The organism is Cellvibrio sp., assembly GCF_039207905.1.
GTDB lineage: Bacteria > Pseudomonadota > Gammaproteobacteria > Pseudomonadales > Cellvibrionaceae > Cellvibrio.
Genome location: NZ_JBCECX010000016.1, coordinates 61,537 through 77,662 on the forward strand (window position 1 = coordinate 61,537; position 16,126 = coordinate 77,662).

Here is a 16,126-nt window from a genome sequence, read left to right on the forward strand (position 1 = left end):
TCGAATGTCGAATGTCGAATGTCGAATGTCGAATGTCGAATGTCGAATGTCGAATCGCGAAGTGTTCATGGGGAAATGGGCCGATGTTCAGTATGTTCCTGTCACAAGTGCAATTGAGGATAACCTAGATCAACTGTCACTATTTCAAAGGCTTATAGCTCTCGATGCGCTTCCAATCGATATGAAGTTCAAATTGTTGATTAAAAAACTTAGGGTCATACTATCAGCATTTCCAAAGTATTCTCTTGCAGAATATCAATATTCAAATAATGATTTAACGCCTTTCATTGAATTTAGAGAGACAAAATTTGAGTTGTTTCTTGATGCTGTGAACGAGATAGAGGTGTTGATGGTAAATGAGGTTATTGATTGACTTGCGTAAATTCATCTATCTTCTAGCGTTTTTTCATGTTGGACGTTATCGTCCATAAAGAAGATACATAAACCCACCTTGAGCAATCTCGGCGGGTTTTTTATTAGAGCACTGGATTGTGATTCCAATGCTCGTGAGCCTCTAGTTGGTAACGCAGCTGAGGGCTTTTGTTTTTTTGCAGGTCCCTTAAAATGCAGATTTTGACCGCTGTCAAAATACAAACTTGTTGGGCCTATTTATTCAATAGGCTAGAAAATGAGTGAAGATGTTGCAGGTCGTGTTGTTGCTCCTGTGTTTTTATAGAAGGTTATTAATAATTTTCCACTCTTCTTTAGTCACTGGTTGAGTCGATAGTCTACTTTGCTTGATCAATACCATATCTTGTAATGATTCTTGTGCTTTGATTTCGGCGAGGGGAATTATTCGGTGGAATACTTTGGTGAGTTGGATATCTACTGAAACCCAGCGGGGATTTTCCGGGGTGGATTTTGGGTCGTAGTAGTCGCTTTCGGGATTGAATTGTGTGGGGTCGGGGTAGGCGGTTTTTACTACTTTGGCGGTGCCGACTATGCCGACGTTTTTGCAGCTGCTGTGGTAGATGAATACTTCATCGTTCAGGGCGACTTGATCGCGCAAAAAATTACGGGCTTGGTAGTTGCGGATTCCGTCCCAGCGGCCGATTTTTTGTGGGGCGGCGGCGAGGTGATCTATTCCGTAGATGTGTGGTTCCGCTTTAAATAGCCAGTAATTTTTTGCCATCACTTACTCCTGAATTATCTGCTGGTGCAGAGAAGCTAGAGCCATGCGCTGAGGCGTTGCGCGGTTTCTTCGCTGACTAGCTCCAAATTGATTTTGCGTTTTTCCACATCGACATCTTTGATTAACGCGAATACTTTTTCGTCCAGCTTGTAAGTGTTGCCTTCAATGGTCAGGCTAAGGCGGCGTGAATCAAATTGCGCTTTCACTTCACTTTCTTTGGTGGCGAGTAGGGCATAGCCTTCCAAGCCCCAATCATCAAATTTAACGCCAATACCGAACGAGTTCACCAAGCCAATGCTCGCGGCATGTACGCTGCCGATATGTTGATTGGCGTACTGGCAGCCGAGCCATGCTTCTGCATAGCGACAGGCTTGGCGGCCGGTGTTCAATTGATTTTGTAATTGCTCGGCAAATTGGGTTTTATCGTTGATATTTTCTGCAGGTAGGTCACGCAGAATTCGTTTGATGGCGAGATGGTTGAATAAGTCGTTATAGCGACGGATAGGGGAGGTCACCATCGCGTAGGCTTTAAAACCCAAACCGAAATGTGGGATAGGATCAAATGTTAGTGAGCCGGCTTGCAACATGCGTTGTAACAGCGAATGTAAGGTGGCGCTGTTTGGATTGTTGGTTGGGTTGGTGCGCAGTTCGCTGAATAGTTTTTGGAAGCTATCCAGCTGCGTTAGATCACCAATTTCCAAATCCGGGCGATCTTCCTGAATGAGTGCAAGTGCATCGGCAATGCGTTCGGTACGGAAGCCAATGTGACTTGAGAAAATACCGTAGCCGGGATTGTCCAGAAATAATTGCCCTGCGCAAATATTAGTTGCCAGCATGGCTTCTTCAATCATGCGGTGCGCGATATTGCGCTCACGCTTTTCAATATGATCTATTTTTTTCTGGTCATTAAGCACAAAAGAATAATCGGGGCGTTCTTCCATCACTAACGCATTTGCTTGGCGATATTGCGCGCGTGCTTGTGCAAAGGATTTTAATTCTACCAGCATATCGTGAATGTAAGCGGGCGCCGCAAGCGGCGAATCGCCCGTGCTCATCAATGCATCAAACACGCCTTGATAACTTAATTTATGATGTGAACGGACTTGTGCTTCGCAAAATTCGTATTTGCTTATGGTGCCGTCGCGCGCGATTTGCATGCGGCAAATGAGTGCCGGGCGCTTTTGTTCTGGTACGAGAGAGTAAGTATCGTGCGATAAATCTACTGGCAACATGGTGACAGTTTGGCCGAGCAAGTAGAGCGTACTAACGCGCGCGCGCGCAGATTGCTCTAGTGGGCTGTCGAAGCTGATGTGTTTACTAGGGTCAGCAATCGCAGTAATCAATTCCCAACCGTTTTCATTAGGAATTATGTAGATTGCATCATCCATATCGCGCGTGTTTTCGGAATCAATCGTCACGAATGGAAGATGAGTTAAATCCAGCTCGTTGTTATCAAACGTGAGTGGCGACCAATTAATGCTGCTGGCCTGATTTTGTGTTGCCGGTTGCCATTCAAATGGAATTTGAAATTTAGCGATACTGTAACGGCTTTCTACACCGGGTTCATCTGGTGTGCCTATGCGGTTGAGAATGTGAACCTGGGTTTTTCCTTCGTTGTTAAAAGGATGGCGAGAAATTTCGCAGTGGATTAAATCGCCAACCTTGTAGCCTTTCCGCTCTTGCGGTGGAATAAATAACCAACGATTAAAATTGATGACATCCGGCTCTACAAAATCAGTCGTGCCTTTATTAACGTAACGACCAACAAAGTCTTTCAGGCCTGGCTTAATCAATTTGATCAGTTTTGCTTCAAATTGGCCTTTGCTGTTGGTATTGATCTCTGCTTCTACCCGGTCATCAGGTAGCACCCGCATCATTTGCTCTGGATCGATAAATGCTTCCCGACCATCATCGAGAATCAGAAAACCGAAGCGCTTGGTAGTGCTGCGCACCAAGCCTTGGGCGATATCTTTGGTAACGGCGATAGCGGACTTTAACTGCGCGAGTTGTTGCAGAGCATCTTTATTGAGCATGAAGAACATCTTATGTAGTAAGGATTATGGCGCGGATTATAGCTGGAATTGTTTGGCATGTTGCGCAAATCTGGGGCAGCTATTTATTTTGTTGAAATTGCCGTTACTCATGGATAAATCTGACAGTCTAGTGCGCCAAACGTCTACAATCGTTTAAGGTTATTCGTTGTTTTTATCGATTTTCTGCATAAGGGCTATTTTTTGGACGCCGTCTCAATCAATCACGTTCTTCTTATCGGGGCAGTTTTAGTCGCCGCCAGTATTTTACTGAGCTCGCTTTCGACGCGGGTGGGTGTTCCTATTCTGGTAATTTTCCTTGCGGTGGGGATGATTGCGGGAGTCGATGGCCCTGGCGGGATTGAGTTCAAGGATTATTCGACTGCCTATTTGGTGAGCAACCTGGCGCTGGCGGTGATTCTGTTGGATGGCGGTATGCGCACGCGTGCCGCCACTTTCCGTGTCGCGCTCTGGCCGGCGATGTCGCTGGCGACGGTCGGTGTGGTGATAACCTCTGGTTTGACTGGTATCGCTGCGGCTTGGTTGTTTGATCTCTCCTTGATGGAGGGGCTGTTGATTGGCGCCATCGTCGGTTCTACTGATGCAGCGGTGGTGTTTAATCTCTTAAACGGTAAAGGCCTGAACGAGCGGGTGAGTTCGACTCTGGAGATAGAGGCGGGCAGCAATGACCCTATGGCGATGTTCCTGACGGTGACCTTGATTGCGATGATTGCGGCGGGTGAGAACAGCTTTAGTTGGAGTATCTTGGGCAAATTTGTCCATGAGTTCAGTATTGGTATTGCGCTCGGATTAGGCGGTGGTTGGTTGTTATTGCAGCTGATCAATCGATTGGCGATATCCGACGGTTTGTATCCGTTGCTGGCAGTCAGTGGCGGCATCTTGTTGTATGCAGTAGCCGGTGTTCTTCATGGCAGCGGCATTCTTACTGTTTATGTGTGTGGGCTTTTGTTGGGGAATCGGCCGATCCGTAACCGCCATGGCATTTTGCATATGTTTGATGGGCTGGCGTGGCTTAGCCAGATCGGGATGTTTCTGGTGCTCGGATTGCTGTTGGTGCCAAGCCAATTGCTACCCATCGCAATACCGGCGCTCGCATTGTCGTTATGGATGATTCTGTTTGCGCGGCCGCTATCTATTTTTATCGGCTTGCTACCTTTCCGCAGTTTCAATTTGCGTGAACGGACATTCCTTTCCTGGGTTGGATTGCGCGGTGCGGTGCCGGTCATTTTGGCTGTGTTTCCGTTGATGGCAGGACTGCCCAACGCCCAGCTCTTTTTCAATATCGCCTTCTTTATCGTGTTGGTATCGATGCTGCTTCAAGGTACTACGCTTGCCTATGCGGCCAAAAAGGCCAATGTGGTAGTGCCGGAAATACCTTTACCTGTCTCCCGTGCTGGTCTGGAGATTCATATCACCAGCCAATGGGAGCTGTTTGTTTATAAGCTGGGTGCCGAAAAATGGTGTATCGGCGCTGCATTGCGCGAGCTGCATATGCCGGAAAACACGCGCATCGCAGCCTTGTTTCGCGAGAAAGAAATGTTCCATCCCTCCGGTAGTACACGGCTTATGGCTGGCGATATTTTATGTGTGATTGGACACGAACACGACTTGCCTGCTTTAGGTAAATTATTCAGCGAAGCTCCCAAGCGCACCTTGGATTTAACCTTCTTCGGTGACTTTATTATCCAAGGGGATGCTGAACTGGCTGATTTGGCGATGCTCTACTCATTAGACATGACTGAGGTCGGCGACCATAAAACGCTGGGCGAATTGATTGCACAGATGGTCGGTGGCAAACCCGTTGTGGGCGACCATGCCGAATGGAGCGGTATGTTGTGGACGATCGCCGAGGTCGATGGCAACAACGTGCGCAAAATTGGTGTGAAATCCACGGCTAAAAAGGTCGCTTAATAAAGTAGCTTAACCATGGAGCGATTGAATCCTAATGGCGAATTTGAGCAATTTTCCTCTGCTGCGCACCCGCGCATTCATTAATGGTAATTGGTGCGATGCGGATTCCGCAGCGACTTTTCCTGTAACTAACCCTGCAAATGGCGATCTTATCGCCAGTGTTGCCGATGTTGGCGTTGCTGAAACCCGTCGTGCAATTGCCGTCGCCGCACAAGCGCAGCCATTGTGGGCGCAAAAGACAGCCAAAGAGCGCAGCAACATATTGCGCCGCTGGTTTGATTTGGTCTTGCAGCATCAGGACGAACTTGCACAGATTCTCACTATCGAACAAGGCAAACCATTGGCCGAAGCCATTGGCGAAATTGCCTACGGTGCAGCCTACATTGAATGGTTTGCGGAAGAGGCAAAACGCGTTTATGGCGACGTGATTCCTTCCGCAAGTCCAGATCAGCGCATTATCGTAATCAAGCAACCCGTTGGTGTAGTTGCGGCAATCACTCCCTGGAATTTTCCCTGTGCGATGCTCGCACGCAAACTTGCGCCTGCATTAGCTGCAGGCTGCGCGGTGGTGGCGAAACCGGCATCAGAAACTCCGCTATCTGCATTAGCACTTGCAGCCTTAGCTCAGGAAGCGGGTATTCCGGCAGGTGTTATCAATATCCTTCCCGGAAAAGATTCTGCTGCGATTGGCGGGGAATTGACCTCGAATCCGATCGTGCGCAAGTTATCGTTCACTGGCTCAACGGCTGTTGGCAAACAGTTGATCCAGCAATGTGCCAACGACGTAAAACGTATCACGCTTGAATTAGGCGGCAACGCGCCTTTTGTTGTATTTGATGATGCGGATTTGGACACGGCGGTTACTGGTGCGATCGCTTCCAAGTTTCGTAATGCAGGACAGACCTGTGTTTGCGCTAATCGTTTTTATATTCACCGTTCGATTTACAAACAATTCAGTGAAAAATTAATCGCTGCGATGAAACAATTATCAGTAGGCAATGGTGTTGATTCCGGAATTACCATTGGTCCACTTATTTCTAAAAATGCTGTAGAGAAAGTCCAAGCTCTTGTTGCAGATGCACTGGAAGGTGGGGCGCGTATTGGATATCAAGCTGAGTTAAATAAAGCGATAAACGGGCAAGGGCATTTTTATCCACCAACCTTATTATTGGATGTGCCTCGGAATGCAAAATTAAATCAGCAGGAAATTTTTGGCCCTGTTGCAGGCTTGGTTGTTTTTGATACTGATGAAGAAGTAATTGGATTAATCAATAACAGTGAATTTGGTTTGGCCAGTTATTGTTATACCGCTTCTGCTAAACGCATAAAACTGCTCTCCGAAGCAATTGAGTCAGGAATGCTTGGAATCAATACCGGTTTGATATCAAATGAAATGGCACCCTTCGGTGGAATAAAACAATCGGGCTGGGGCAGGGAAGGTTCGCATTATGGAATCGATGATTATGTGAACATTAAATATATTTGCGAAGGTTTCTAATTAACTTGTTTGTGAAGGCATTAACCACTCGGCGCTAAAATGCGCTTTTTTGTAGCAAATTTCCAAATCGTTACTAGACTTGAAAATATCAGTTTATATATCTGATTTTTTCAAAAATTTAATGATGAGGTTTTGCCATGTTTGGCTGGTATCAAGGATTAAGTTTGCGTTGGAAGCTCACACTTCCTTTATTGTTGTTGGTGGCTCTAGTGTTATACATGGGCGTTCATGCAATGAGCACCAGTAAGGTTCTTGGCGGTAATGCAACTACCATCGCCAAAGTAAATTTGCCTGAGATCCAATTGCTCATCCAGGCAGATCGCGACCTCTATCAGGCGATGCTTGCTGAGCGAGCGCTTCTCCAGTTGGATGGTTCAACTCATCAAAGTTTATTTACTGAGCAGAGTGATAATGCTAAACAAGCTCAGGATCGCGTTTACCAATCCCTTGAAATATCCAACACCTCAACGCCTGAAGAACGCGAAGAATTTACTCGTCGTTACAATGCATGGAAAATTCAAGCCGCCGAAGTTATTAATGCTGCGCGTTTAACCGATGATGCAAGCCGCGCGCTTGCGCAAGAAAAATCCTACGGTAGCGCATCCAAAGCGTTTGAGCATTTGCGTACCTATATTGATGAACTACAAGAAAAGCGTCTCGCTCATGTTGATGAGTTCACCGCTGAGATCGACGAAAATCAATCAGACAGTTCTGCGCAGTTACTGGCTTTAGTCGTCATAGGAACAGTAGTCAGTTTATTGGCCGCTTATTTTTTACCTATTCTGGTTGCAAATCAGGTTCGCCAAATCAGTCATCGCATACAAAACATCGCTGATGGTGACGGTGATTTAACTGTGCGTCTTCCGGTAAACACTAACGATGAGCTGGGTGAGCTTGCTACCTACGTTAATCAATTTATCGAAAAACTGCAGCGAATTATCGGTAGTGTTTTAGTTAATGCTGCTGAAGTTTCCAAGGCTGCTGAATCACTTTTGGTGGTGTCCAGTAATAGCCAGCGCGCGGCTGATGATCAATGCCATGCAATTACTATGGTGGTCACTGCTGTAAATGAATTGACAATGGCAATTCAGGAAGTTGCGCGCAACACCAGTGACACGGCGCAAAATACGAAAGAGGCCACCTCAATTACGGACAGCGGTCAGGAGCGTATTCATATCGCTGTTGAACGTGTGCAAACCTTGGCTGTTCGTATTAGTGAGACTGCAGAATTTATGTCGCGTCTGGAAAATGAAGCGAAAAATGTTACTTCTGTTATTGATGTGATTCGCGGTGTTGCCGAGCAGACTAATTTGCTTGCGTTGAACGCGGCCATTGAAGCTGCGCGTGCTGGTGAGCAGGGTCGTGGTTTCGCAGTGGTTGCGGATGAGGTGCGCACGCTTGCGAGCCGTACACAAAAATCGACCGAAGATATTCAAGGTATGTTGAGCAAGCTGCAGCAGGGCGTACAGCACGCGGTGGACGCAATGGGTAGTAGCTCAACCATGACCAGTGAAGCGGTTAGTTCTGCAACAGAAGCAGGGCAGTCATTAACTGGAATCGGTACAGCGGTGAAACAAATTTCAGATATGACGTTGCAAATCGCTACTGCTGCTGAAGAGCAAAGCTCAGTTACATCAGAGATCGATAAAAATTTAGTGCAGATTAATTCGCTGGCGATGAATACAGCCGAAGGCGCATCAAAAACAGCGGTTGAAAGTCAGCGTTTGAATGATTTGTCTATCCAGTTACGCCAGTTGTTGATGCAATTTAAGGTATAGGTTTTCTTTTTTCATAATAAAAAACCGGGCCTTTTGCCCGGTTTTTTATTGCAGCAACAATGTATGTCGCGTTTTTAAATTGGCAATTGCGTTGTGAATTTCACTTGCTTCAGTGCAAATGCTGAATTGATTGAGCCAATGTTTGGTAGATGAATCAGTGTTTGTTTCATCAATCGCTCGTAATGCTCAACGCTTTCTACGACCACGCGCAGTACGTAATCTTTCTCGCCGCTGGTTGAATAGCATTCAACAACTTCCGGGATTGCCTGCACCATTTCCTCAAATGCCTCGAGTGATGGAGCATCGTGATTTTTGATGGTGATATACGCATGAACTGTCACACCCAAATTAAGCAGTTTGGGGTCGAGCAAGGTCACTTTTCCGCGAATTACACCTTCCACCTCCAATCGCTTGAGACGGCGCCAGCAGGGAGTATGCGAAAGACCGATCATATTGCCGAGATCGGCCATAGAATAATCAGCATTTTCCTGAAGGGCGCGCAAGATCTTGCGATCGTACTCATCGAGCTCGACTGACTTGGACATGGGGTTATCCTGAATGGCGGGATTTAGGAGGGCTATTCTAGGATGAAATTTTTCATATGACAATAAATTGAGGATACATTTAATCGTAAATCCTTGTTTATCCCATTGATATATTAAAAAGAGCCGTCTTCTGCCCCTTTTCTAGGAAGGCGCTCAACCCGCATATTGTGATTGGACTCATGGGCGTGTATCGTACGCCTCCTTTGTTGGCATTTTGTGCCGTGTTCGAGGACAAGGGGAACTCCCCACTTGACCCGATAAAAATAATGCTGAGGAGCAATCCGAGATGAGAGTGATATTGTTGGGCGCGCCAGGTGCCGGTAAGGGTACTCAAGCGCAACTGATTATGGAGAAGTTTGGTATCCCGCAAATATCGACTGGCGATATGTTGCGTGCTGCTGTTAAAGCGGGAACTTCTTTAGGCTTGCAGGCCAAAGACATTATGTCATCCGGTGGTTTGGTGCCAGATGACCTGATTATTTCTCTGGTAAAAGAGCGTATTGCTTCCAGTGATTGCACTAATGGCTTTTTGTTTGATGGCTTTCCGCGCACTATTCCACAAGCACAAGCGATGTTGGATGCGGGTGTTGATATCGACCATGTCATTGAAATCCATGTTCCGGATGAAGAAATCGTTTCACGTTTAAGCGGTCGTCGCGTACATGAAGCTTCTGGCCGCGTTTATCACGTGATTCACAACGCACCTAAAGTTGCTGATCATGATGATTTGACCGGTGAGCCGTTGATTCAGCGCCCAGATGATACCGAAGAGACAGTGCGTAAGCGTTTAGGCGTTTACCATGATCAAACCGAGCCGTTGGTAGGTTTCTATCAAGGTTTGGCGGCATCAGCTAAAGTTAAAGTGCCTAAATATACCCGTATTAGTGGTATCGGCAGTGTCGATTCAATTCGTCAACAACTGTTGACTGTATTGGGCTAATTCAGCGTGATACAGCAAAAATAGGCTCTACGGAGCCTATTTTTTTGTCTGGTGTTTTCCCTTTTCCTGTCATTACATTTATTGCGTCGTTTTATGAGTTTAATTCTCGCCCTGGATTCATCCACTGATGCCTGTTCAGTTGCACTTAACGTGCACGGGCAATTAAGTGCCCGATTTGAGTTGGCCGCCAAAAGCCATACCCAACGATTGTTGCCAATGGTGGATGAACTCCTGCAAAGCCAAAGTCTCAAGTTGCAGGATTTGGATGCTATCGCATTTGGTCGCGGACCAGGTTCTTTTACCGGTTTGCGAATCTGTATGGGAATCGTGCAAGGGCTGGCGTTTGGGGCTCAATTGCCGGTTATTCCTGTATCTACCCTTGAGTCCATGGCATTGGCCTACTATCGCGCTAATCCAGATGTAAGCCTTCCGGTATTAGCGACGCTCGATGCACGCATGGATGAGGTTTACTCAGGATTATTCGTGCGCGATGGTGATTCAGTAATGGCACTGTGCAATGAAAGTGTAATGAAGCCGGAATTGCTGTCTGCGCAAGATTCTATCCAACAATTGGCCGGGCAATTCATTGCAATTGGCTCCGGTTGGCATTATCCGGCAATGCAGCAGCTCGCTGCAGGCGCTACAGTGGTTGATATACAACCGCAAGCTGAAGAAATGGCGTTGATTGCAGCAAAAGTTTGGGCTGCGGGTGCCGCAATTGATGTGCTTGATGCTGAGCCGGTATATTTGCGCGATACCATCTCCTGGCAAAAGCGCCAGCGCATTCGTAATCCCGATTTGGGAACCTCTGAAACTTGAATTTGGTGACGTTATTATGACTGCCTCCAGCTCCATGGTTGATTTCAACACCGGTTTACTCGAATTCCTGCACGCATCGCCCACACCATTTCACGCTACCAAAAATATTGCTGCAGCTTTGCTAAGCAAAGGATTTACTCCGCTTTACGAAGGCGATAGCTGGGAGCTTGAGCAGGGTAAGCGCTATGTGGTAACCCGTAACGACTCGTCGATTATCGCGTTCGTGTACGGCAAATCACCGTTGTTGGATAGCGGAATACGCATGTTGGGCGCGCATACGGACAGTCCTTGCTTAAAAGTGAAGCCTCGTGCTGAGTTGAATCGTCGTGGCTATTTTCAGTTGGGTGTCGAAGTGTATGGCGGCGCGTTGTTAGCGCCTTGGTATGACCGCGATTTATCGATGGCGGGGAGGGTGACTTATCGCGATCAATCCGATCAAATCGCCAGTGCTTTGGTAGATTTCCAGCGTCCAATCGCCGTTGTGCCCAGCTTGGCGATCCACTTGGATCGCGAGGCCAACAATCTCCGTACGATCAATGCCCAGAAGGACATAGTTCCTCTGGTGTTGCAGTTGCCTACCGATGAAACACCGCTGCCGGATTTCCGCGGGCTACTGCATACCGAGCTACAAAAGCAGCAGCCACAATTAGCCATTAAGCAGGTCTTGGATTACGAAATCAGTCTTTATGATACTCAGCCACCTGCGCTAATCGGCCTTGAACAAGACTTTATCTCCAGTGCGCGTTTGGATAATTTATTGAGCTGCTTCATTGGCTTACAAGCCTTACTTGAGGCTGATGACGATGTGTCAAGTTTGCTAATTTGCACCGATCATGAAGAAGTGGGAAGTGCGTCTTGCTGTGGCGCCAAAGGGCCGATGTTGCAGCAGTTCCTGGAACGGTTGGTTCCTGATGTCGATACCCGTGTGCGGATCATCGAGCGTTCGATGATGATCTCTGCCGACAATGCCCACGGAATCCACCCGAACTTTATGGACAAGCATGATGAAAATCATGGTCCTTTGCTTAATCGTGGCCCGGTAATCAAGGTCAATGCCAACCAGCGTTATGCGACAACCAGCGAAACCAGCGCCTTTTTCCGCTTGTTGTGTGAGAAAGCTGATGTGCCAGTGCAAGCGTTTGTAGCGCGGACCGATATGGGATGCGGCAGTACGATTGGCCCGGTGGTGGCATCGGAAGTTGGTGTTAAGACGATTGATGTAGGTTGCCCAACTTTTGCCATGCACTCTATTCGAGAATTGGCAGGTACTCGTGATGGTTGGTACCTCTACAAAGCAGCAGTCGAATTCTTTACCTATCTAAAAGCACCTATCGCGCTTATCTCTCGCTAATAGGCATTTAGCTTCGTGCGTCCAGTGACGGCTAGCGCTACGCGCATATTCTGAGCAAGTGTTTTTGGCTGAGCGGTTGGATTTTCCGGACGAAAGTGCAACCGCTCGCAATCCAGCTGTGACCAACCACTAATACTGGCGACAAGCTCGCCCTCTCGCGGTACCGACTGTTTATAATCGGCCATATTCCCTAATAAAAAGCTTTTATCGTTTTTCGATAACCCAATCAGTCTATAGCGATCAGCGTTAGCGGCCGTGTGTAAAGTAAGTGGAGCTGAAAAATGGCGATTAGCCTCGATGTATTAGCGTCTTTTGCGCCTTTTAACACCCTTAACAACGAATATTTGGTGCAAGTTGCCGAAAAAGCGAACCTGCGCGAAATCGCTAAAGGCGCCATCATTTTCAAGCGCGGCCGCCCCTTTCCTGAGAAGGTTTATCTGGTTAGTGGTACTGTGGATCTAATCGATTCAGGTTTTCAGGTCAGCACTATCAATCCCGCCAGTGAATCGCGTCGCTCGCCGCTCAATATTACCCAGCCCACCCAGGTTTCTGCAGTTGCCAAGTCTGATGTGACGCTCTTATCTGTCGATAGCGATTTTCTTGATTTGGTACTCGCGTGGAGTGAGTCCAGCGATGAAGAGGTCGATACCTCCGGCATTAGCCTGCATGACGACAGCGACTGGATGTCGTCACTGCTGCAATCACCGCTGTTCAGTCGTTTACCTCCCGCCAATATTCGCCAGCTGTTTATTCGCTTCAAAGCCCAAAAAGTTCAGGCCGATGAATTGGTAGTGAAGCAAGGCGAGCGCGGTGATTACTTCTATGTGCTGGAGTCTGGTAGTGCGATGGTGGTAGATCCGGCCGGAAAAATTCTGGCTGCTTTGCGGCCTGGTCATTATTTTGGTGAGGAGGCGTTAGTCGGTGATACAACGCGCAATGCGACCATAAAAATGATTACTCCCGGCAAGGTGATGCGCCTCGACAAAGAAGACTTTAGAGAGTTATTGCAAGAGCCAGTGTTAAAACATGTCACCGCAGAAGAGCTAAAAGCACGTACTGCAGATATGCCTCCATACCAGATCCTTGATGTGCGTTTACCGCTGGAGCGCCGTGCGCAGGCAGTACCTGATAGTCGCAACATTCCCCTCAACCAATTACGTAACCATCTCAAAAATTTGGATGACGCCGTTACTTACGTCGTTACCGATGATTCCGGCCGTCGCTGTGATGTAGCTTCACACTTGCTCACCCAGGCAGGGTTCGACAGCTGCATCTTGCGCGATTCCGCGAGCCACTACTCAGGCTTGTAGTTCCACATCGTTCATAACAATAACCACGCTCAGGTTAAATAGCGGGCGAGCTGCAAATTCTTGTCGCTTGCCTGTATGATGACGCCCTGATTTTTCGGCTATCCATCGTTTATAGATAAGACACTATGACCAAACACCGTGTATTAACCGGCATTACCACAACAGGAACTCCCCACCTTGGCAATTATGTCGGCGCTATTCGCCCGGCAATTCAAGCGAGCCAAAGTGCTAACGTGCAATCCTTTTATTTTCTGGCAGATTTTCATGCGCTGATTAAATGCCAAGACCCGGATATGGTTCACCAATCCACCCGCGAAATCGCGGCAACCTGGCTAGCATTGGGTTTGGATACCGATAATGCGATTTTCTATCGCCAATCCGATGTGCCAGAAATTCCAGAGTTGTGCTGGGTGCTGACTTGTAACGCTGCGAAAGGGTTGATGAATCGCGCGCATGCTTACAAAGGCTCAGTGGATGCGAATCTGGAAGCGGGAGAAGATCCTGATTACGGCATTACTATGGGCTTGTATTCGTATCCGATTTTGATGGCCGCCGATATCCTGATGTTCAATGCCAACAAAGTGCCTGTTGGTCGCGATCAGATCCAACACATTGAAATGGCCCGCGATATTGCTGCGCGTTTTAATCATCACTACGGTGAACATTTTGCCTTACCGGAAGCGCAGGTAGATGACAATGTTAATGCGATCCTGCAAGGTTTGGATGGTCGCAAAATGAGTAAAAGCTACGGCAATACCATTCCATTATTTTTGCCGGAAAAGCAGCTGAAAAAGTCGATTAATAAAATTCTTACCAATTTGTTGGAGCCGGGTCAGGCAAAAGATCCAGATACCTCTCCGGTATTTCAAATCTGGCAAGCCTTCGCAACGGCAGAACAAACGGCGGAAATGCGCCAGCAATTTGCTGATGGTATTGGTTGGGGCGAAGCAAAGCGCCAGCTATTTGAATTGATTAACGGTCAGTTAGGCGAGGCGAGGGAAAAATACGAAGCTTTGCTCGCTAACCCTGATCACATCGAAGAAGTGTTGCAAAAGGGCGCGGCAAAAGCGCGTGCTTACAGTCAGCCACTGTTAGAAAAAGTGCGTGAAGCTGTTGGGATTCGCAAAATAAAATAACCATCAAATAAAGCACAATTGATGCATAAAAAATCCCCGCGATCTCACAATGGCGGGGATTTTTTATTTCAGGCTATCAGGAAACACTAGCTTGCTGCTTGTGGTCGACGCGCTTGTTGCGGTTTTCCGGCATTGGTGCGATTGCCATTAGCTTGCGGTTTTGCACCACCTTGAGATTGGCCTTTGCGATGCGTACCTTCTTTGCCTTGTGATTTTGCGCCGTTACCATTCTTAGGCTTTTGCCCAAGCGTTGGTTTTTTAGGTGCAGATCTGCTGTTGCCATTTTTACCTGCGCCAGCGCCAATTGTCATGCGACGACCCAACACAATAGGTTCGGCTTTTACATTTGGATCTGGCTCGTAACCTTCGATAACTTCTTTTTCAATTTCGCGCTTAATCAGTTTTTCGATGTCGCGTAGAAATTTAATTTCATCTACACACACCAATGAAACTGCAATACCTTCAGCATCGGCGCGACCAGTACGGCCGATACGATGCACATAATCTTCCGGCACGTTGGGTAATTCATAATTGACCACGTGCGGTAATTGGTCGATATCAATTCCGCGCGCGGCAATATCGGTTGCCACCAATGCACGAATGGTTCCGCGTTTAAAATCGTCCAACGCTTTGGTGCGCGCGCCCTGGCTTTTATTGCCGTGAATTGCGGCAGCGCTGATGCCGTCATCTTGCAATTGTTCTGTTAATTTATTCGCGCCGTGCTTGGTGCGAGTAAAAATTAATACTTGTTGCCACTCGCCTTTGTTGATCAGGTGCGACAAAAGTTCGCGTTTACGATTGCGATCTACCGGATGAACACATTGGGTTACGCGCTCAGAAGCGGTATTGCGACGCGCGACTTCAATCAACGTAGGTTGATTAAGTAATTTGTCGGCAAGCGCTTTGATCTCGTCAGAAAAAGTGGCAGAGAACAGCAAGTTTTGGCGTTGCTTCGGCAATAAAGCCAATACTTTTTTGATGTCGTGGATAAAGCCCATATCGAGCATGCGGTCAGCTTCATCCAACACCAATACTTCAATATTGCGCAGGCTTACTGCATTTTGGTTTACCAGATCGAGCAGACGACCGGGAGTTGCAACCAAAATATCCACGCCACCGCGCAATTTCATCATTTGTGGATTAATGCTGACGCCGCCAAAAACAACGGTGGAGCGCAATGGCAAATATTTGCCGTAATCGCGCACGCTTTCAAATACCTGTGCAGCCAGTTCGCGGGTTGGGGTCAAAATCAATGCGCGCACTGGGCGGCGGCCATTTACTTGTGCTGGCTGGGTTTTGCTTAGTTTCTCCAGCAAAGGCAGGGTAAAACCGGCGGTTTTTCCAGTTCCGGTTTGGGCGCCGGCGAGGATATCGCCGCCTTTTAATACTGCGGGAATAGCTTGTAACTGGATAGGAGTAGGGGTGCTGTAACCTTGATCGGCAATAGCACGCAGAATATCGGCCCGTAGACCGAGAGTTTCAAAAGACATAAGGGTTTCCTGTTGCTCGGCCTCCCGCGTGGCGGGCAAGGTCTGGCGAGCTGAGATGTGGCAAACACGGCTTTGGTGTCTGACAGCAGAGAAGGGTGACACTGACCTTAAGGGTGTCGGCGCGCATGGTACGCAGTTGGTGAAAAATATGCCAGTTACTTTTTG

At 47.6% G+C, this 16,126-nt stretch carries 13 protein-coding genes; 9 read left to right on the plus strand and 4 right to left on the minus strand.

Going from position 1 to position 16,126, the window contains the following annotated elements:
- A partial coding sequence (locus tag AAGC78_RS11510; protein ID WP_435784224.1) for a hypothetical protein occupies positions 1-373 on the plus strand: 373 nt, incomplete at its 5' end.
- A 297-nt stretch (positions 374-670) separates the two neighbouring features.
- Here the strand turns inward: AAGC78_RS11510 and AAGC78_RS11515 are convergent.
- Entirely contained in the window at positions 671-1,132 is a 462-nt protein-coding gene (locus AAGC78_RS11515; protein WP_435784225.1) for an EVE domain-containing protein, read from the minus strand.
- A gap of 35 nt (positions 1,133-1,167) precedes the next feature.
- Positions 1,168-3,165: a VacB/RNase II family 3'-5' exoribonuclease gene (locus AAGC78_RS11520; protein ID WP_435784226.1), complete on the minus strand. Its 1,998-nt coding sequence runs from the start codon at positions 3,163-3,165 to the stop codon at positions 1,168-1,170.
- A gap of 201 nt (positions 3,166-3,366) precedes the next feature.
- On the opposite strand from AAGC78_RS11520, the gene AAGC78_RS11525 reads away from it, so the two are divergent.
- From AAGC78_RS11525 to AAGC78_RS11535, 3 genes are all read left to right on the plus strand, one after another.
- Positions 3,367-5,094 (plus strand): potassium/proton antiporter, encoded by a 1,728-nt coding sequence (locus tag AAGC78_RS11525; RefSeq protein ID WP_435784227.1) that lies wholly within the window; start codon positions 3,367-3,369, stop codon positions 5,092-5,094.
- A 34-nt stretch (positions 5,095-5,128) separates the two neighbouring features.
- Positions 5,129-6,592, plus strand: a complete 1,464-nt coding sequence (locus AAGC78_RS11530; protein ID WP_435784228.1) for an NAD-dependent succinate-semialdehyde dehydrogenase — start codon at positions 5,129-5,131, stop codon at positions 6,590-6,592.
- Between the two features lie 137 nt (positions 6,593-6,729).
- Positions 6,730-8,370, plus strand: coding sequence for a methyl-accepting chemotaxis protein (locus AAGC78_RS11535; protein WP_435784229.1), 1,641 nt, complete (start codon positions 6,730-6,732; stop codon positions 8,368-8,370).
- A gap of 74 nt (positions 8,371-8,444) precedes the next feature.
- Here AAGC78_RS11535 and AAGC78_RS11540 read toward each other — a convergent pair whose 3' ends face one another.
- Positions 8,445-8,915 (minus strand): Lrp/AsnC family transcriptional regulator, encoded by a 471-nt coding sequence (locus AAGC78_RS11540; protein ID WP_049629802.1) that lies wholly within the window; start codon positions 8,913-8,915, stop codon positions 8,445-8,447.
- A 286-nt stretch (positions 8,916-9,201) separates the two neighbouring features.
- On the opposite strand from AAGC78_RS11540, the gene adk reads away from it, so the two are divergent.
- From adk to AAGC78_RS11565, 5 genes are all read left to right on the plus strand, one after another.
- Entirely contained in the window at positions 9,202-9,855 is a 654-nt protein-coding gene (gene adk, locus AAGC78_RS11545; RefSeq protein ID WP_435784230.1) for an adenylate kinase, read from the plus strand.
- A 93-nt stretch (positions 9,856-9,948) separates the two neighbouring features.
- The gene (tsaB, locus tag AAGC78_RS11550; protein WP_435784231.1) at positions 9,949-10,674 is read left to right on the plus strand and encodes a tRNA (adenosine(37)-N6)-threonylcarbamoyltransferase complex dimerization subunit type 1 TsaB; all 726 of its coding nucleotides are present in this window, start codon (positions 9,949-9,951) and stop codon (positions 10,672-10,674) included.
- Positions 10,675-10,690: 16 nt separating this feature from the next.
- Positions 10,691-12,025, plus strand: a complete 1,335-nt coding sequence (locus tag AAGC78_RS11555) for a M18 family aminopeptidase (RefSeq protein WP_435784232.1) — start codon at positions 10,691-10,693, stop codon at positions 12,023-12,025.
- Between the two features lie 281 nt (positions 12,026-12,306).
- Positions 12,307-13,335 carry a cyclic nucleotide-binding domain-containing protein gene (locus tag AAGC78_RS11560; RefSeq protein WP_435784233.1) on the plus strand — a complete coding sequence of 343 codons (1,029 nt, stop codon included), beginning with the start codon at positions 12,307-12,309 and terminating at the stop codon, positions 13,333-13,335.
- 125 nt (positions 13,336-13,460) lie between these two features.
- Entirely contained in the window at positions 13,461-14,471 is a 1,011-nt protein-coding gene (locus tag AAGC78_RS11565) for a tryptophan--tRNA ligase (protein WP_435784234.1), read from the plus strand.
- Positions 14,472-14,557: 86 nt separating this feature from the next.
- Here AAGC78_RS11565 and rhlE read toward each other — a convergent pair whose 3' ends face one another.
- Positions 14,558-15,961: an ATP-dependent RNA helicase RhlE gene (gene rhlE, locus AAGC78_RS11570; RefSeq protein ID WP_435784235.1), complete on the minus strand. Its 1,404-nt coding sequence runs from the start codon at positions 15,959-15,961 to the stop codon at positions 14,558-14,560.
- Positions 15,962-16,126 lie beyond the last annotated feature (165 nt).